Below are 17,645 nucleotides of genomic sequence, written 5' to 3' on the forward strand. Positions count from 1 at the left end.
CGTCTCCTCCTATTTTGCCTGTGGCATCCACATGGCCGTCCGCGCACCGATATGCATGTTGAGCGTCTTGGTTTCGGTATAATCCTCAACCGCATGACGGCCCAGCTCACGGCCCAGACCCGACTGGCGATAGCCGCCGAAAGGCAGTTCCGGCGTGCCGTCCATGAAAGTGTTCATCCAGACTGTGCCAGCACGCACCTTGCGGCCGATGGTCATGCAGGTATCGAAATCGCGGCTCCACACGCCTGCCGAAAGACCGTAATCGACCGCATTGGCAATCGAGATTGCGTCATCCACGCTGTCGAAGGACAATACCGACAGAACCGGCCCGAACACTTCTTCACGCGCCACGGCCATGTCGGCCTTCACACCGGACAGAATGGTTGGCCCCATATATTGGCCGAGGCCGAGATCCAGAACTTCGCCGCCATGCGCCAGCGCCGCACCGGCCTTTCTGGCCTGATCGACATAGGCGCCAACCTTGCTCAGATGCTGCGGCGTGATAATCGCGCCCACCTGTGTGCTGACATCGAGCGGATCGCCGACAATGACCTTTTTCGACAGATCGGCGACGCGCTCGACAATCTCATCGACAATCGAGCGATGCACGATCAGCCGCGAACCGGCATTGCAGCATTCGCCCGCATTGAACCATGCGCCGAACACCGCCGCGTCGATGAAGGCATCCATATCCGCATCCGGGAACAGGATTTGCGGGTTCTTGCCGCCAAGCTCCAGCGACACTTTTTTCAGGGTCTGAGCGGCATTGGCCATGGTCAGCTTGCCGACGCCAGTGGAACCAGTAAAAGACACCATGTCCACATCCGAATGCGTGCTCATATGCTGGCCGACATCCGCACCCGTTCCGGTGACGATGTTGACGACGCCATCCGGCACGCCCGCCTCGGCCAGAATTTCACCGAGCACCAGCGTCGAGCCGGAGGTGAGTTCCGACGGCTTGACGACCGCTGTGCAGCCTGCAGCCAACGCGAAAGGAAGCTTCTGTCCGACGATCAGGAACGGAAAGTTCCACGGCGTGATAATGGAGACAACACCAATCGCCTCACGCAGCACGACACCCAAAGTACCATCGCCCAGCGTGTTATAGCTTTCGCCGTGCAGATCACGCGCAAGCGCTGCCGCGTAGCGCCAGATATCGACGGAACCGGCGATCTCGCCGCGCACCTGACTGATCGGCTTTCCAGCTTCAATCGCATCGAGATAGGCAAGCTCTTCGGCCCGCGCCTCGATCAGCTCGGCAGCCTTCAGCAGAACCAGCGAGCGCTGCGAAGCAGTCTTAGACGACCAGCGCCCGTCATCGAAAGCCTTGCGTGCGCTTGCTACGGCGCGCTCCACATCGGCCTTGTTACCCGCCGGATAACGGCTCACCGTGACACCATGGCCGGGGGCCACGCGCTCAATGGTCTGGCCGCTCTGGCTGCCCACCCATTTGCCATCGATCAGCATGGAGAATTCGCGGACGGCCAGTCCGGCCAGCGGTTGCGGCTTTACAATAACGCTCATCACCATTCTCCTTTAAAATTTGCTTCGCGCTTTTCGCTGAACGAGCGCACACCTTCCTTCAGATCGCCGGTCTTGGCGACAAGGATGGAACCCAGCGCCTCGACGGCGGTTCCGTTGTCCTCGCCATTGGCGACGGACAGCATCAGTTTGGAAATTTCCAGTGCAGCCGGTCCGCGTTGTGCCACCCGCGCCGCATAATCCTGCGCCGCCTGCAAGGCTGCGCCCGTTTCCACAACGGCATCGACCAACCCGTGCGAGAGCGCTTCCTCAGCCGTGAACATCTCGCCGCCCAGCACCATGCGCCGCACGATCTGCGCGCCGAAGCGGTGTACAAGACGCTGCGTGCCCGACCAGCCGGGGATCATGCCCAGCGATGTTTCCGGCAGACCGATCTTCGCCTGTTTTTCGACAATGCGGATATCGGCGGCGCCTGCCAGTTCCAGACCGCCGCCCAAAGCATGGCCGTTCATCGCCGCGATCAGCGGCACACGCAAAGTCGCAAGCCGCTCGAACACCCGATGACCATAGCGCACCCAGGCATGGCCGAATTCCTGCGGTTCCATGCCGCCCCAGGCCTTGATGTCGCCGCCTGCTGAAAAGGCTTTTCCCTCGCCGGTCAGGATCGCAACGCGCACGCTGCGATCGGCCTCCACACGGTCGCAGGCGGCAGAGAGTTCCTGCAAAAGCTCAATATCAAACGCATTGAGCTTTTCGGGCCGCCTGATGGTCATGACCGCGATGTGGTTCTCGGTCGAAATTTCTATCCGATCAGCCATGTCACGCCTCCAGCTTTCGCGCCGGTTTTTGCGGCAATTCAAGTCCAATTGGCTCCTCGCGGAACAGCGCTTCATCCATGGTCTTGAGCTGGTCGGAAACGATCAGCGGAAATTCGGATTGATCTAGAATATGCGCCTGCAAATCGACACCCGGCGCAATCTCGGTGAGCACGATACCTTCCGGCGTCAGCTTCATCACCGCCCGTTCGGTGACGTAGGTAATGTCCTGTCCCTGCGCGACGCTGCGGGGGCCTGAGAAGGTGACATGCTCGACCTCATTGACCAGTTTTTTGAGCTTGCCTTCTTTTTCGATCACCAGCTTACCGTCAGCGACCGACAATTTCGCACCCGCATTGAACATGCCGGAAAAGACGATCTTCCTGGCGCGTGCGGTAATGTCGACAAAGCCGCCCGCTCCCGCCGTGACATGCGGACGGAATGAAAGTTTCGACACATTGACCGAACCGTCGCGCCCGATCTCAAGGAACGAGAGCAGCGAGGCATCAAAACCGGCACCCTGAAAATAGGTGAACTGATAGGGTGACGGCATATAGGCATCGGCATTGGACGCGCAGCCGAAAGCGAAGTCCAGAAGCGGCACGCCGCCGACAGCACCCTGCTCGATCACCCAGGTCACGGCACCGTGCAGGCCTTCTTCCAGCAAAATGCGTGGCACATTGGCGGAAATGCCGAAGCCGAGATTGACCGCGCTGCCCGCCTGCAATTCCTGCGCGACACGCCGTGCAATCGCTTTTTGAATATTGAATTCGGCGAGACGGAATGTATCCAGCGGGCGGAAAATCTCGCCCGAAATCGCCGGGTCGTAGAGCGTCTGCGTGGTCTGCTTCTGGTCGGGATCGACAACGATATAATCGACCAGAACGCCCGGCACGCGAACGTCATGCGGCTTCAGCGTGCCTTCCTTGGCGATGCGCTTCACCTGCGCAATGACGATGCCGCCATTGTTGCGCGCGGCCAGCGCCTGATCGAGACCGCCGAGATAAGCGCCTTCATGCTCATAGGTGAGGTTGCCGCGTTCATCCGCCGTCGTCGCGCGAATGATCGCCACCTGCGGGATGATGGCCGGAAAATAGAGCCAGTCCTCGCCTTCGAAGCTGACATGTTTCACCACCGGCTCTTGTGTAGCCTTGTCATTCATCGCCGTACCCTGACGCTTGGGATCGACGAATGTATCGAGCCCTACCTTGGTCAGCACGCCGGGGCGCTTGGCCGCCGCTTCACGGTGCATGTCGAACAAAATGCCGGATGGGACATTATAGGCCGGAATCTCATTATTGGTGATCATCTGCCAGATCAGCGGCGGTTCGGCACTCGACGGGCCGGACGGATAGGAACCTCCGATGATCTTCTTCAACAAACCGGGCTTGGCGATGTAATCGACGCCCTTGATGCCGCTCATATCGCCTGCCGCAATTGGGTGCAGCGTGGTGATGTTCTTCGGGTGGCCCGTCTCGTCGAACCGCTCGCCAATCGCTTTCAGCGTCAGGTCGGGACAGCCAAGACCGCTTGATGAGGAGACCGAAACGACAGCATTGTCGGGGATGAGTGCAGCCGCTTCCGCAGCCGAAATATGCTTGTTCATGGTGTTCAGAGTCCAGATTGAACGGCGGTTGCCTTGCCAGTCTTGGCGGCTTCCGCGACCGCAAGCCCGGTGGCGAGCGACCAGATGCCGTCTTCGAGTGTTGCAGAAGGCTGGCCCTTGCCCGCAATCGCGTTGTGGAATGCCTGCAAGGCGGTTTCGTAGAGATTTTTCTGGTCGAGCGGCAATTCGTGCTCACCGTTTTGATCACGCAGCAGCACGGTGCCGACCGGCTTTTGCGTCATCACATTGCGCGCCACCAGCGAGCCTTCGCTGCCATGCACTTCAAAGCCCGTTTCGGCATATTTGGCGGTGAAAGCATCGTGGAACTGGGCAATCGCGCCGGAGGAGAAGCGCAGCACACCCATCACACCGTCTTCCAGACCATCGCCGCTGAGGCCCCCCTGCTGGCTGAAAGCCAAGGCTTCGACCGGGTTTTCGCCCAGCACAAAACGCAGCGTGTCCGCGTCGTGCACGGTGATATCGAGGATGACGCCGCCACCGGCATCTGGTCGTTGAATGCGCCAGCCCTGCAAATGCGGCGGCAGGTAAACCGCATGGAAAACCCGCGCCCCAAGCACCTTGCCGATCCTGCCTTGGGCGATGGCGTCGCGCATAGCGCGGTGGCTTGCAGCATTGCGCAGATGATGGTTGGTGCCAGCCACAACGCCTGCCTCGCGCACGGCCTTCAACATGGCATGGGCATCGCCAAGGGTCAGCGCCAGCGGCTTTTCGCACAGAATGTGCTTGCCGGCCTTTGCTGCGGCAATCGCCTGATCTCGATGCAGTTCATTGGTGGTGGAGATATAGACCGCTTCGATTTCCGGATCGGCAAGCAGCGCATCAAGGCTTGTCACCGAGCGGGCAATCCCGTTTTCGCGCGCATAGGTTTCGCCGCGCGCGGCATTGGTGCTGTAAACCGAAACGACTTCGCCGCCGGTCGCGCGAATGGCTCCGATCACCCATTCCTTCGCAATCGTGCTTGCGCCTATAAGGCCCCACTTTGCCATTGGTGTTTCTCCTCCTTTTTGGTCTGCGCGCCACAGCTTGCGCGCACCGCAAGACGCACCGCCAAACGCTGCGCCTCCGCCTCCACCCGTTCCGAGTTGATCTGCTTCAACAGAAGCTGTGCCGCCCGTTCGCCCATCCCCTGCGGATCGACCGACACCGTTGTTAATGCGGGCACCGCCGTCTTTGCTTCGATCACATCGTCAAAGCCGACCACGCCGAAATCGCGACCCGGTTCCAGATGCGCGGCGCGCAGGCCGTCACAAACACCAAACGCCACCGCATCGTTGAAACACACCGTGGCCGTTGGTTTTGCGCCGTGCAGCAACATGCGCTCGACTGCTTCCACACCACCTGCCCGCGACGGCGCCGATGTGAAGATCAGCGCCTCGTCAAAGGCGAGACCCGCCTGCTCCAGACCAGCGCGATATCCGGAAACACGCTCCGAAAACACCGCGGTATCCGCATAGCCGCCCATGAAGGCGATGTTCCTGTGACCCAGACCAACCAGATGCTCGACGGCCTTCGCGACACCGCCGCGATTGTCGGACAGAATGGACGAAACACCGGAACCCGGCACATCGCGCACCATCTGCACGACCGGCAGGCCGCTTTTCGCCAGCGGCTTCAGATCGCCTGATTCCGTACCGCGTGCTGGTGAAACGATCAGCCCGGCAATGCCATGTTCGCGCATAGAGGCGATCACCTCGCGCTGGCGGTCGATGCTTTCGCCGGTATTGGCCAAAAACTGCACATAGCCCGCCGACTGCATCACGCGGTCTATGCCCACCGCCAGTTCAGCGAAAAAACTGTTGGTCAGATCATTGACGACCAGCCCGATGATCTTCGACTTCGCCTGACGCAGATTTGCGGCGCTGCGGTTATAGACATAACCGAGCTTTTCGATTGCCGCCTGTACCTTGACCCGCGTTTCAGCGTGAACCAGCGGACTGTCACGCAGCACGAGCGACACGGTCGATTTGGACACGCCTGCCTCGCGTGCAATATCGATGACCGTAACGCTGCTCTTGTTCATGGCTTTCCTCGACTTCTGCCGCTAAGTTAATTGGAACGTTCCAAAATTGTCAATTAGATAAATTTAGCCGTAATATTGCCATGATATCGCCTTGTTGTTTGGCCTTTTTTAGGCGGAATTCTCAAAAGACTGGGCTATATCTGTTTGAAATAGGCTTATTCCTTGCCATTTGGAACGTTCTAAATTATCAAGACTGAGGTTCATGGGAGGACGATGATGGGCGTTGCATTCGACACTATGCTGACCTTGCCGAAGGCCGGTGGAACCCTGCTTTCCTATCGGCTTGTCGGAACGCCGACCGAAAGACCGTCCGCTCCCCCGCAATTCAATCGCATCGCCTATGCGGCAGCGCATGTTGTCTCCGACCCGCGAAAAGATACGACGCCCTGGAACAATCCCGCGCTCGACTGGGATGCGACCATGGCTTTTCGTCATCATCTCTGGAGGCTCGGTTTCAGGATCGCCGAAGCGATGGACACATCGCAGCGCGGCATGGGCCTCAACTGGGCGGGCGCGCAGGAGCTGATCCGCCGCTCGCTGGCTGAAAGCAAGACCGTAGCGGGGACCGATCTCGCCTGCGGTGCTGGCACCGACCATCTCGATCCGGCGGATGCCAAGAGCCTTGATGACATCATCAAGGCCTACGAAACACAGGCTGGTTTCATCGAGAAACACGGCGGGCGCTTCATCCTGATGGCAAGCCGCGCCCTTGCCCGTATCGCCCGCTCGCCCGACGACTATGCGAAGGTTTATGGACACATTCTCTCCAATGCCCGCGAGAAAGTCGTGCTGCACTGGCTGGGCGACATGTTCGATCCGCAGCTTATGGGCTACTGGGGAGCCTCGAATTTCGATGATGCGCTGGATACGGTCATCGGCATTATCGAGGCCAACCGCGACAAGGTGGAAGGCATCAAGATTTCGCTGCTGGAAGAGCGCTACGAACTGGCCCTGCGCGACCGGTTGCTGGAGGGCATACTCTGTTTCACAGGCGATGATTTCAACTATGCGCCGCTGATCGAAGGCGACGGCAACCGGCACAGCCATGCCCTGCTCGGCATTTTCGATGCGGTGGCGCCACAGGCCTCCAGCGCATTGGCAGCGCTTGCCAAAGGCGACAGCGCCCGTTTCCGCGCCATCATCGAGCCGACCGTGCCGCTATCGCGCAAGATTTTCGAAGCGCCGACCCAGTATTACAAGGCGGGCATTGTATTTCTCGCCTGGCTCAATGGCCACCAGACGCATTTCACCATGCCAGCCGGAATGCAGTCGGCGCGCGGCATTGTCCATTATGCCGACATTTTTCAGCTGGCCGACAAGGCCAACGTCCTCGACAGGCCGGAGCTTGCCGTGAAACGCATGAAGTCGCTTTTGGAAACCCATGGGGTGGAACAAAGCTGACAGCCGCTTCATCAAGCAACCCGCATTCCCCCGTGCAATCTTGTCTGGTTTCCGTGCTGATTGATTTCGGCTATCAACTTGATTAAGCAATCAACAGCATAGAAACCAATTAGGGGAGATTTTCATGCGTTCTGTACTTCTGGCATTGCTGGCCGCAACGGCCATTGCCACTTCGGCCCAGGCAAAAGACGTTACCGTCGCCGTGACCGCCATCGTCGAACATCCGGCGCTCGACGCCGCCCGTGACGGCGTCAAGGATGCTCTGGCCGAAGCCGGTTTCAAGGAAGGCGAAAATCTCAAATTCGTCTATCAGTCCGCACAGGGCAACCCGGCAACCGCCGCACAGATCGCACGTCAGTTCGTCGGCGAAGGCCCGGATGTGATCGTTCCGATTTCCACTCCGTCGGCCCAAGCCGTGGTTTCTTCCACGCGCGACATTCCGGTCGTGTTCACCGCCGTATCCGATCCGGTCGGCGCACAGCTCGTCAAGAGCATGGAAAAGCCGGGCGGCAATGTAACTGGCCTCTCCGACATGTCGCCGGTGGCCGAACATATCAAGCTCATCAAGGAAGTGATGCCGAACATCAAGAAGCTCGGCTATCTCTATAATTCCGGCGAAACCAACTCGGTCTCGCTTCTAGCTGCGCTGAAGGAAGCTGCTGCTGCTGACGGCATCGAAATCGTTGAATCCGCCGCCACCAAGTCGGCTGAAGTCAAGGGCGCTGCGCAGGCTCTCGTCGGCCGCGCCGATGCCATGTATGTGCCGACCGACAACACCATTGTTTCGGCTCTCGAAAGCGCTGTCGGCGTTGCCGAGGAAAGCAAGCTGCCGCTCTTTACCGCCGATACGGATTCCGTGAAGCGCGGTGCGATGGCGGCACTCGGCTTCAACTATTACGACGTCGGCAAGCAGACCGGCGCTGTGGTTGCACGCATCCTGAAGGGCGAAAAGCCGGGCGACATTTCAGTTGAAATCGCCAAGGGCACTGATCTCGTCATCAATCTTGGCGCCGCCAAGAAGATGGGCGTGGAAATCCCGAAGGCCGTGATCGACCGCGCTACCAGCAAGATCGACTGATCATCGATCAGACCGCAGAAAAAGAGGGCGAGAGTGAAAACTCTCGCCCTTCTTCTTTTTGGACAAAGGCCAAAGGAGTTCCAAACAATACCCAAGGTGAGGCAATACCGCACGAATGTTGCGTGAGCCGCACATAAAGCCGCATTTGCGGGCCTTTGGCGCGGTTTGGGCTTGCGCTCGGGATTACGAGAGTTGTAATCCCACTGGAATAATAACGGGAACAAATGATCTAGCCGGGAAACGATCCGTACGGGCCTCGCCCGCCGGATACACTCAAACCAAAACCGGTCGCGATTGGTGAAAGCCTTTTGGGCAATCGGAGGCACGAAGCCTCGATGCCCGCAGGCTTGCGGATGGTCTTATGCCGGAAAACCGGCTTCATCCTTGCCGATTGCGGCAAAGTACAAGGAATGTCGTTGTGAGTCAGATCGCCTTCTGGGGTGCGGTCGAATTAGGCCTCGTTTTCGCGTTTGTCGCCATTGGCGTCTATCTGGCGTTTCGCGTCCTCGACTTTCCCGACTTGACGGTAGACGGTTCATTCCCGCTCGGTGCAGCTGTAACCGGCGTTCTGATCCTCGCAGGCCTCAACCCATGGCTCGCCGCCGCAATCGCCATGGTTGCTGGCGCGATAGCCGGTCTCGTGACCGCCACGCTGAATGTCCGCTTCAAGATTCTCAATCTGCTCGCTTCCATTCTGACGATGATCGCGCTGTTTTCGGTGAACCTGCGTGTGATGGGTCGGCCGAATATCGCGCTCATCAATCAGGACACGATGCTCAGCCCCTTCTTCGGCCACGGTATCCCGGAATATTACGTTCGCCCGGCTTTTCTTTTCGTGCTGGTGGCCATCGCGGTCTTCATCGTCTGGCGCTTTCTGGAAAGCGATATGGGCCTTGCCATGCGTGCGACCGGCGCCAATCCGAAAATGGCGCGCGCGCAAGGCGTACAGACGGATCGCCAGATCTATATCGGCATGGCGCTGTCCAACGCGCTCGTCGCGCTTGGCGGGTCGCTTTTCGCCCAGACGAACGGTTTTGCGGACGTCACCTCGGGCGTTGGTACCATCGTCGTTGGTCTCGCAGCGGTCATCATCGGTGAAACCATCCTGCGCACGCGCAACCTGCTGGTGATCCTGATCGGTTGCGTGCTCGGCTCCGTCATCTACCGCATCGCCATCCAGCTTGCACTTTCGAACGGCAACACATTCGGCCTGCAGGCGTCCGATCTCAACATCGCCACCGCGCTTCTCGTTACATTCGCCCTGATATTGCCGCGCATGCGCCGCGGGGGAGCATCCGCATGATCGAAGTATCCAATCTCGATGTCGTCTTCGGTCGCGGCACCCCGCTGGAAAAGCAGGTTCTGAACAAAATCAACCTGACCATGGATCGCGGTTCCTTTGTCACCGTTATCGGCTCGAATGGCGCTGGCAAATCCACCCTTCTCGGTGTGCTTGCGGGCGATGTCATCCCGACCGGCGGCAAGGTGGTGATCAGTGGCAAGGATGTGACCCGCAAATCCACCGCCGAACGCGCCGGTCTCGTCGCACGCGTGTTTCAGGACCCGCTGGCTGGCAGCTGCGGCACCCTGACCATTGAGGAAAACCTCGCGCTTGCCGCATCGCGTGGCAAGAAGCGCGGCTTCACCCATGCGCTGAATTCCAATCGTCGCGAATGGTTTCGCGAGCGCGTGGCGAGCCTCAATCTCGGCCTTGAAAACCGGATGCAGGACCGCATGGAGCTTCTCTCCGGCGGGCAGCGTCAGGCGCTTTCGCTGATCATGGCAACGCTGGCCGGTTCGGAAGTTCTGCTTCTCGACGAACATACCGCAGCGCTCGATCCGGGCATGGCTGAATTCGTCATGGAACTGACCCGTACGCTCATCACCGAAAACAAGCTGACGGCGCTGATGGTCACCCATTCCATGCGTCAGGCGCTCGACTATGGTGACCGCACCATCATGCTGCATGGCGGCAAGATTCTGCTCGATGTTACCGGCGACAAGCGCAAGACGCTGGGCGTGGAAGACCTGATCGAGATGTTCCGCAAGGTGCGCGGCCAGACGCTCGACGACGATGCCCTGCTGATCGAATAATAGTCCACTATTCGCTTTTCACAGCCGTCGTTCATCCCGTGACCGGCGGCTGTTTTGTTTCTGGCCGAAATGTTCTAAGAACCCACTATGGCCCAGAAAAAAGCAAATGAAGTCGATGGTTTCCTGAGCAGACCGAGCAGCTCATTTCCGGTCGTGCTTCTTTATGGCCCGGATAAAGGGCTGGTGAGTGAGCGAGCGCGCCGCTATGCCGAGGCGACAAAGCTGCCGCTCGACGATCCCTTTGCCGTCATTCGCATGGAAGCCGACGAGATCGACGCAGATCCTTCGAAGCTCGCCGATGAAGCGCGTACTATTTCGATGTTCGGTGGCATCCGCTTGATCTGGATCAAGAACGCCGCCGGGCAGAAGAAACTCGCCGATGCGGTCAAGCTCTTGGCAACCGAACCGCCGCATGAAACCTTCATCCTTGTGGAAGCCGGTGATCTGAAGAAGGGCGCAGGGTTGCGCAGTGCCGTCGAGAACGCCTCAGCGGGCATGGCGCTGCCCTGCTATACGGACGATGCGCGCGGCATCGATGGTGTCATCGATGATGTGCTGGCCGAATGGAAGCTGCAGATCACCCTCGATGGACGTCAGCTGCTTCGCGCCAGCCTTGGCGGCGACCGCCTTGCCACCCGCGGCGAACTGGAAAAGCTCTGCCTCTATGCGCGCGGCAAGGAACGCATCGACATTGACGATGTGCGCGAAGCGGTGGGCGATGTTGCAGGCCTGTCGACAGAAGAGGTCGTGGATGCAGTCATTGCCGGTGATTTGCAGCGATTTGAAATCACATTCGACCGTGTCGTGAAATCCGGCACAGCGCCTTTTCTGGTGCTGAACACAGCCATGCGGCAATTCCAGCAGATACAGGGCCTGCGCTATATTATGGATAGCGAACGCAAAAGCGCGTCCGTTGTCGTGGCGAGTGCAAGGCCACCCATCTTCTTCAATCGTAAAAGGCTGATCGAAACAGCTGTCGGACGCTGGAGCGGCGAAAGCCTTTCACGCGTTTTGGAGCGTCTCCAGCGTGCCGTGCTGGAAAGTCGTCAGAATTCCGCGCTTGCCATTCCGATCATCCGCCAATGCCTGATGGCCATCGGTGTGGAAGCTATGCGCAACGCTCGGCGCTAACTGCCTGCTCGTGAAACAATCCGCAAATAAAAACCCCGGTATGGATACCGGGGTTCTTGTATTCCACAAACGAACAAATCAGCTTTGAAGGCGGCGGCAGATTTCATCGAGTTGCTCCAGAGAGCTGTAGCGGATTTTCACCTCGCCGCCCCGGTCCCGATGGTTGATCTCGACCTTCATGCCGGTCACATCGGAAAGCAGCTTTTCCAGCGCCTTGGTGTCGGCATCTTTCTCCACCGGCGCAGCTTTGCCCGGTTTCGGTTCCGCCCCGCCCCGCGCTTCGGCCTGCGCAAGAGCTTCCACCTGACGGACGGACAAGCCTTCCTTGACAATCCGCTCTGCCAGAACCGTCGGATTGTCCATCGTGATGAGACTGCGCGCATGTCCGGCAGACAGCGCGCCATCAACGATAAAGTCCTGAACCGGTTGCGGCAGCTTGAGAAGGCGCAACGTATTGGCCACATGGCTACGGCTCTTGCCGATCACCTGCGCCAAATCGTTCTGTGTATACTCATGATTATCGATAAGCTGTTGATATCCCAACGCTTCTTCGACTGCGTTCAGGTCTGCGCGCTGAACGTTTTCAATGATCGCTATCTCAAGAGCGACGCGATCATCCACATCGCGGACGATAACGGGGATCGTATCGACGCCTGCGCGCTGCGATGCGCGCCAGCGGCGTTCGCCGGCGATAAGCTCGAAATGATCCGGCTGACCGGGCGCGGGACGCACCACGATTGGCTGAACAACACCATGTTCCTTGATCGACTGGGCCAGATCTTCGAGTTCTGCTTCCGCGAACATGCGTCGCGGATTGCGCGGATTGCGCGTGACGAACTCGATGGGCACATTACGTTCAATCGGAACTGGCGTTTTGCGCTCCTCGACCGGACGGTCGATCTCACCAATCAGGGCGGCCAGTCCGCGGCCAAGGCGCTTCTTTGAAGGATCGTCGTTCATCGTTCGGCAAATTCCTGCAATTGTTACGTAGTCGAATCGATAGGCTTGCTATGCGGCTTTCAGCTGCCGCTCGCGCTGGATAACTTCCGACGCAAGCTGCAAATAGGCCTGACTTCCCGCGCATTTCAAATCATAGAGAATGGCCGGCTTGCCATGGGATGGGGCTTCCGATACGCGCACATTGCGCGGAATGACAGTGCGATAGACCTTTTCGCCCATGAAGGCGCGGACATCATCCACCACCTGGGAAGCCAGATTGTTGCGGCTATCGAACATCGTCAGCACGATGCCCTGGATGGAAAGCTCGGCATTGATGGTCGAGCGCACCTGATCGACCGTCTGCAACAGTTGGCTCAAGCCTTCCAGCGCGAAGAACTCGCACTGCAACGGCACAAGCACGGAATCCGCAGCGGCCATGGCATTCAGCGTCAACAGGTTCAATGATGGCGGGCAATCCACCAGAACATAGGAAAACCGTTCGGAAACACTGGAATCGAAGCGTAGAGAATCGCGCAGACGGCGCGTACGGTCTGCGGATTGTGCGATTTCCATCTCGATACCCAACAGATCGAGCGTCGAAGGCACGATAAAAAGATTGGGCACATCGGTCTGCATCGCAGCTTCCGGCACTGACGCCTCTTGCGTCAGCACGTCATAAGAAGACAGCGGACGGTTGCGACGGTCAATCCCCAACCCCGTGCTGGCATTACCCTGCGGATCGAGATCAACGATGAGAACCGTTTCGCCTATTGCCGCCAATGCCGTGGCCAGATTGATCGCCGTCGTGGTTTTACCCACGCCGCCTTTCTGGTTTGCAATGGTTATGATCCTGGACATCTTGTTCATTACCGTCGCCCTGCCGCTTTCCAGATCTGCCAAATTCTCGGATTCAATTTGCTTTGCGTCGCAAGTTGCTGATTTCGAGGATGACCGAAGTCTGATCGATAGCACTTTGATGTTTTACCAGATCGAAATCCCAACCGACACGGCTTTCATCGATTTCCCTCTGGTAATCCCGACCTTTTTGGAAAAGCGCCTTGGCGCCGTTGACGAGCCAGGGCTCCGTCAAACCGAAAAGATCATTCAATGAGGCGAGCGCGCGGGCGGTAACAACGTCCGGCGTTTCGATTTTTTCCCACATCGACTCGATGCGAGCCGCATGAATATGGGCGGGAACATTCAAATGTCCGGCAGCGGTACGCAGAAAAGCAGCCTTTTTGCCCGCACTTTCCACCAGATCAATACGGCTATCAGGCTGATCCGCCAGATAGCAGGCCGTGACGATGCCGGGAAATCCGCCCCCGGAACCGATATCGAGCCAGCGTTTAGCGTTTGGCGCTAGCGGGAAAACCTGCGCGCTATCGAGAATATGACGGCTCCAAAGGTCCGCCAATGTCGATGGAGAGGCCAGATTGATCGCTTTTGACCATTTTCGGAACAGCTCTTCGAATTCAATCAGGCGATCCGCTGTTTCACGTGAAACAGTGGGATTGATCCGGCGAAGGCTTTCATAACGACGATCCGCACTCATAATAGCACTCACGCCGCGCCCTTCCCTTCCGCCAGTTCCGTGGCAACCTGTCGGCGCGAGCCATGCTTCTTGATTTGTGCGATCAACAGCGCCAAAGCAGCTGGTGTCATCCCGTCGACGCGTTGCGCTTCGGCAATCGTTTCCGGTTTACGCTGCTTGAGCTTATGCTTCAACTCATTGGACAAGCCCGAAATCGCGTCGATATCCAGACCAGCGGGAATCAACAAACGCTCTTCGCGTTCCATGACAGCGATATCCGTCTGCTGACGTTCCATATAGACCGCATATTGCGCTTCAATTTCCAGCGCTTCGCGCGTGAACGGATCTATTGAGCCCAGTTCAGGCCAGATTGGATTCAACCGCGTCAGGTCAATATCGGGATAAGACAGCAGATCATAAGCCGAGCGGCGAACACCGTCGTGATTGAGATGCAGATCATATCGGCTCGCAAGATTTGGCGTAATCGACAGCGATTGTGTCAATTCACGTGCGTTTGACAATGCTTCCTGACGTTCATCAAACCGCTTCTTGCGCTCTGCGCCCAATATACCGAGACGATCTGCCAGCGGCGTCAAACGTTGATCAGCATTATCCGCACGCAAAGAAAGACGGAATTCCGCGCGTGATGTGAACATGCGGTAAGGTTCACTGACACCGCGAGATGTGAGGTCGTCCACCATCACGCCAATATAGGCTTCAGTGCGCTGAATGATGATCGGCTCATCGCCCCCTGCCCGCCGCGCAGCATTCAAGCCGGCCAGAAGACCTTGGGCGCCCGCTTCCTCATATCCTGTCGTGCCATTGATCTGGCCAGCCAGGAACAGACCATTGACGCGCCGCGTTTCCAGACTGCGCTTCAGCTCGCGCGGATCGATGAAGTCATACTCGATTGCATAACCCGGCTGAAGCATTACTGCCTTCTCAAGACCGGGTATGGTCTTCAGGATTTCAAGCTGCACATCCTCCGGCAAAGAGGTCGAAATACCATTCGGATAGATGGTATCGTCATCCAGACCTTCCGGCTCCAGGAATATCTGGTGGCCATCGCGATCCCCGAACTTGACGATCTTGTCTTCAACCGAAGGGCAATAGCGCGGGCCGATACCTTCAATCGAGCCGGAATACATGGCCGAGCGATGCAGATTGGCGCGAATAATCGCGTGGGTTTCCGGCGTCGTGCGCGTAATACCGCAATCGATCTGCGGTATCGTAATGCGATCCGTCATCAAAGAAAACGGGACCGGGTTCTCATCGGCAGACTGGGTTTCGAGGCTTTCCCAATCGATAGTCCGTCCATCAAGACGCGGTGGCGTGCCGGTTTTGAGGCGCCCCAATGCAAAGCCAAGCGTCTTCAAAGTATCCGAAAGCCCAAGTGCCGGATTCTCACCCATGCGCCCAGCCGGTATCTTCTTCTCGCCGATGTGAATGAGGCCGTTCAAAAATGTGCCCGTCGTCAGCACTACTGCGGCGCAGTTCAGCAGCCGACCATCTGACAACACGACACCAGTGATGTTACCATTCTCGGTTTTGATATCGAAGGCACCACCTTCAACGACCGTCAAATTCTCTTGCGCACCAATTATTTCCTGCATCGCAAGACGATACAGTTTGCGATCAGCTTGAGTACGAGGGCCGCGAACGGCTGGTCCCTTGCGTCGGTTCAGCAAGCGGAACTGGATGCCTGCCTTATCGGCAACGCGACCCATCAAACCGTCCAGCGCATCAATCTCGCGGACAAGATGCCCCTTGCCCAAACCACCAATGGCAGGATTACAGGACATAACGCCAACGGTATCAAAGCGATGTGTCACCAATGCCGCGCGTGCGCCAGCGCGCGCGGCAGCCGACGCAGCTTCGCAGCCCGCATGACCGCCACCGACAACAATAACATCGAAGACTGTAGACTCAGCCGAACTCATTTCTCGCATCCCTGGATTAAGAGACAGCTTTTGCCATGAATGCGTTTGAAACGGAAGGATAAAAGCGTGACAGGCGATCAATTAAAAGCGTTCGAGATCGCTGACTCATGAAGATCAGATGGAGTCAACCGGCATCAGCGGATTCCACAGATGTTTCACGTGAAACATTCCACGAGCTTTATCGGTGCTTCGCGAGGCAATGTTTCACGTGAATCACTTGCCAATGCAGAACTGCGAAAAGATCACATCCAGAATTTCTTCGACATCCACATCGCCTGTGATACGTCCCAGATATTGCGAGGCTCGGCGCATGTTCTCGGCACGCAGTTCCAGCGGAAGATCATCCCGGCTGGCAGCGATTTCGATCTCGCTCAGTGTCGAGCGGAGCAAATTTATATGGCGCTGTCGTGTGGGAACAGCATCATTGATCTGACCAATGCGTTCTTCGGCAAACGTCAGGAGTTTGGCTAGAAGCTCTTCCAATCCTGAACCGTCTTTGATGGAGATTTGAAATGTCCATTGTTCGGTTTGGGCACCAGTCAGATCGGCCTTTGTTCCAATCCGCCAAATCTCGGCATCGGCTTCGTCCAGCGCCACGTCAATCGGATCGCTCATATCTTCAAGCAGAAGAATAAGGTCTGCTTCCGACGCTCTTTCACGAGCTCTCTCAATGCCGATTTTTTCCACCACACTTTCGGTCTCGCGTAGCCCCGCCGTATCGGTGACATAAACCGGGATGCCATTGAGATCGAGTTTGACTTCCAGAAGGTCGCGCGTGGTGCCCGCTTCATCGGAAATGATGGCCACTTCACGCCCGGCGAGAAAATTCAACAGGCTCGATTTACCGGCATTTGGAGCGCCAGCAATTACCACATGCAATCCGTCGCGAAGCATGGCTGCGCGTTTGCCGCTGGCAATGTGCAGCTCAATTTCCTTATGCAGCGCTTGCAAAGATCGCCATACCTGATCAGAAACAGAACCCGGCACATCGCTTTCATCCGCAAAGTCGAGTTCGGCTTCAATGAAGGCACGCGCACGGACAAGCCGTTGTCGCCATTCCGTATAGAGTTGACGTTGCGCGCCGGAAGCGACCTGCAAGGCAAGGCGTCGTTGGCCTTCGGTCTCTGCGGCAATCAGATCGGCGAGACCTTCGGCAATTGTCAGGTCCATCTTTCCGTTGGTAAAGGCCCGACGCGTAAATTCGCCCGCTTCTGCAATGCGGCATCCGGCAAGTTCACTCAGTTCCTGCAACAGCTTTTCTACGACGGCGATACCGCCATGAAGATGAAATTCAACGCAGTCTTCGCCGGTAAAACTATGCGGTCCAGGGAAAAAGAGCGCCAATCCGCGATCGATCGCATCTCCATTTCGGGAACGGAATGTCTTATAGGCCGCATAGCGCGGTTTGATTTCGCCGCCGATAATCGTTTCGATAATGAATCGAACTTTGGGGCCGGACGCACGCACGACAGCAACACCGGACGGGAGCCTTCCACTGGACAGTGCGAAAATCGTATCGTGATGCACGGCGGTGTCGTTCATTGCGTTTCCTGACCTATATCAATCTTGCCAAGAGGATTGAAATTA

The 17,645-nt window shown here is 57.6% G+C and carries 15 protein-coding genes; 5 read left to right on the forward strand and 10 right to left on the reverse strand.

What is annotated here, in order from left to right:
- Positions 1-9 precede the first annotated feature (9 nt).
- Genes HWD97_RS00365 through HWD97_RS00385 form a run of 5 tightly spaced genes read right to left on the reverse strand, consistent with a single transcriptional unit; the run spans position 10 to position 5,944 of the window.
- Positions 10-1,530 (reverse strand): aldehyde dehydrogenase family protein, encoded by a 1,521-nt coding sequence (locus HWD97_RS00365; protein ID WP_124915135.1) that lies wholly within the window; start codon positions 1,528-1,530, stop codon positions 10-12.
- Positions 1,524-2,300: an enoyl-CoA hydratase/isomerase family protein gene (locus HWD97_RS00370; protein WP_109370004.1), complete on the reverse strand. Its 777-nt coding sequence runs from the start codon at positions 2,298-2,300 to the stop codon at positions 1,524-1,526. The genes HWD97_RS00365 and HWD97_RS00370 overlap by 7 nt, the downstream gene beginning before the upstream one ends.
- A gap of 1 nt (position 2,301) precedes the next feature.
- Positions 2,302-3,903: an acyl CoA:acetate/3-ketoacid CoA transferase gene (locus HWD97_RS00375; RefSeq protein ID WP_371834571.1), complete on the reverse strand. Its 1,602-nt coding sequence runs from the start codon at positions 3,901-3,903 to the stop codon at positions 2,302-2,304.
- A 5-nt stretch (positions 3,904-3,908) separates the two neighbouring features.
- Positions 3,909-4,910, reverse strand: a complete 1,002-nt coding sequence (locus HWD97_RS00380) for a Gfo/Idh/MocA family protein (RefSeq protein ID WP_371834572.1) — start codon at positions 4,908-4,910, stop codon at positions 3,909-3,911.
- Positions 4,889-5,944, reverse strand: a complete 1,056-nt coding sequence (locus tag HWD97_RS00385; RefSeq protein WP_121536855.1) for a LacI family DNA-binding transcriptional regulator — start codon at positions 5,942-5,944, stop codon at positions 4,889-4,891. Before HWD97_RS00385 ends, HWD97_RS00380 begins: the two co-directional genes overlap by 22 nt.
- 216 nt (positions 5,945-6,160) lie before the next feature.
- Here HWD97_RS00385 and HWD97_RS00390 point away from each other — a divergent pair, with 216 nt between their 5' ends.
- The 5 genes from HWD97_RS00390 (at position 6,161) to holA (ending at position 11,648) form a co-directional block, all read left to right on the forward strand.
- Positions 6,161-7,345 (forward strand): dihydrodipicolinate synthase family protein, encoded by a 1,185-nt coding sequence (locus tag HWD97_RS00390; RefSeq protein ID WP_371834615.1) that lies wholly within the window; start codon positions 6,161-6,163, stop codon positions 7,343-7,345.
- A gap of 124 nt (positions 7,346-7,469) precedes the next feature.
- Positions 7,470-8,423: an ABC transporter substrate-binding protein gene (locus HWD97_RS00395; RefSeq protein WP_109370009.1), complete on the forward strand. Its 954-nt coding sequence runs from the start codon at positions 7,470-7,472 to the stop codon at positions 8,421-8,423.
- A gap of 418 nt (positions 8,424-8,841) precedes the next feature.
- The gene (locus tag HWD97_RS00400; protein WP_109370010.1) at positions 8,842-9,726 is read left to right on the forward strand and encodes an ABC transporter permease; all 885 of its coding nucleotides are present in this window, start codon (positions 8,842-8,844) and stop codon (positions 9,724-9,726) included.
- Positions 9,723-10,517, forward strand: a complete 795-nt coding sequence (locus HWD97_RS00405) for an ABC transporter ATP-binding protein (protein WP_140026249.1) — start codon at positions 9,723-9,725, stop codon at positions 10,515-10,517. Before HWD97_RS00400 ends, HWD97_RS00405 begins: the two co-directional genes overlap by 4 nt.
- Positions 10,518-10,604: 87 nt before the next feature.
- Complete coding sequence (holA, locus tag HWD97_RS00410) at positions 10,605-11,648, forward strand: DNA polymerase III subunit delta (protein WP_371834573.1); 1,044 nt, start codon at positions 10,605-10,607, stop codon at positions 11,646-11,648.
- A gap of 78 nt (positions 11,649-11,726) precedes the next feature.
- On the opposite strand, the gene HWD97_RS00415 is transcribed toward holA, so the two are convergent.
- From HWD97_RS00415 to mnmE, 5 genes are all read right to left on the reverse strand, one after another.
- Positions 11,727-12,608 carry a ParB/RepB/Spo0J family partition protein gene (locus HWD97_RS00415; RefSeq protein WP_121536860.1) on the reverse strand — a complete coding sequence of 294 codons (882 nt, stop codon included), beginning with the start codon at positions 12,606-12,608 and terminating at the stop codon, positions 11,727-11,729.
- Between the two features lie 48 nt (positions 12,609-12,656).
- A complete protein-coding gene (locus HWD97_RS00420) occupies positions 12,657-13,454 on the reverse strand; it encodes a ParA family protein (RefSeq protein ID WP_109370014.1) in 798 nt (265 codons plus the stop codon).
- Positions 13,455-13,497: 43 nt separating this feature from the next.
- Complete coding sequence (gene rsmG / locus HWD97_RS00425; RefSeq protein WP_371834574.1) at positions 13,498-14,139, reverse strand: 16S rRNA (guanine(527)-N(7))-methyltransferase RsmG; 642 nt, start codon at positions 14,137-14,139, stop codon at positions 13,498-13,500.
- A gap of 8 nt (positions 14,140-14,147) precedes the next feature.
- On the reverse strand, positions 14,148-16,058 hold the full coding sequence (gene mnmG / locus HWD97_RS00430; RefSeq protein WP_371834575.1) for a tRNA uridine-5-carboxymethylaminomethyl(34) synthesis enzyme MnmG: 1,911 nt from the start codon (positions 16,056-16,058) through the stop codon (positions 14,148-14,150).
- 213 nt (positions 16,059-16,271) lie between these two features.
- The gene (gene mnmE / locus HWD97_RS00435; RefSeq protein ID WP_109370017.1) at positions 16,272-17,600 is read right to left on the reverse strand and encodes a tRNA uridine-5-carboxymethylaminomethyl(34) synthesis GTPase MnmE; all 1,329 of its coding nucleotides are present in this window, start codon (positions 17,598-17,600) and stop codon (positions 16,272-16,274) included.
- Positions 17,601-17,645: the final 45 nt, after the last annotated feature.

The organism is Ochrobactrum sp. C6C9 (assembly GCF_022627935.1).
In the GTDB taxonomy this organism is placed as follows: Bacteria; Pseudomonadota; Alphaproteobacteria; order Rhizobiales; family Rhizobiaceae; genus Brucella; species Brucella teleogrylli.

What these genes read in the sequence shown, in the direction of transcription:
- mnmG (WP_371834575.1), bottom strand. Translation starts at nt 16,058, where the DNA reads ATGAGTTCGGCTGAGTCTACAGTCTTCGATGTTATTGTTGTCGGTGGC.
- HWD97_RS00365 (WP_124915135.1), bottom strand. Translation starts at nt 1,530, where the DNA reads ATGGTGATGAGCGTTATTGTAAAGCCGCAACCGCTGGCCGGACTGGCC.
- holA (WP_371834573.1), top strand. Translation starts at nt 10,605, where the DNA reads ATGGCCCAGAAAAAAGCAAATGAAGTCGATGGTTTCCTGAGCAGACCG.
- HWD97_RS00370 (WP_109370004.1), bottom strand. Translation starts at nt 2,300, where the DNA reads ATGGCTGATCGGATAGAAATTTCGACCGAGAACCACATCGCGGTCATG.
- HWD97_RS00375 (WP_371834571.1), bottom strand. Translation starts at nt 3,903, where the DNA reads ATGAACAAGCATATTTCGGCTGCGGAAGCGGCTGCACTCATCCCCGAC.
- HWD97_RS00385 (WP_121536855.1), bottom strand. Translation starts at nt 5,944, where the DNA reads ATGAACAAGAGCAGCGTTACGGTCATCGATATTGCACGCGAGGCAGGC.
- HWD97_RS00415 (WP_121536860.1), bottom strand. Translation starts at nt 12,608, where the DNA reads ATGAACGACGATCCTTCAAAGAAGCGCCTTGGCCGCGGACTGGCCGCC.
- HWD97_RS00405 (WP_140026249.1), top strand. Translation starts at nt 9,723, where the DNA reads ATGATCGAAGTATCCAATCTCGATGTCGTCTTCGGTCGCGGCACCCCG.
- HWD97_RS00395 (WP_109370009.1), top strand. Translation starts at nt 7,470, where the DNA reads ATGCGTTCTGTACTTCTGGCATTGCTGGCCGCAACGGCCATTGCCACT.
- mnmE (WP_109370017.1), bottom strand. Translation starts at nt 17,600, where the DNA reads ATGAACGACACCGCCGTGCATCACGATACGATTTTCGCACTGTCCAGT.
- rsmG (WP_371834574.1), bottom strand. Translation starts at nt 14,139, where the DNA reads ATGAGTGCGGATCGTCGTTATGAAAGCCTTCGCCGGATCAATCCCACT.
- HWD97_RS00390 (WP_371834615.1), top strand. Translation starts at nt 6,161, where the DNA reads ATGGGCGTTGCATTCGACACTATGCTGACCTTGCCGAAGGCCGGTGGA.
- HWD97_RS00420 (WP_109370014.1), bottom strand. Translation starts at nt 13,454, where the DNA reads ATGAACAAGATGTCCAGGATCATAACCATTGCAAACCAGAAAGGCGGC.
- HWD97_RS00380 (WP_371834572.1), bottom strand. Translation starts at nt 4,910, where the DNA reads ATGGCAAAGTGGGGCCTTATAGGCGCAAGCACGATTGCGAAGGAATGG.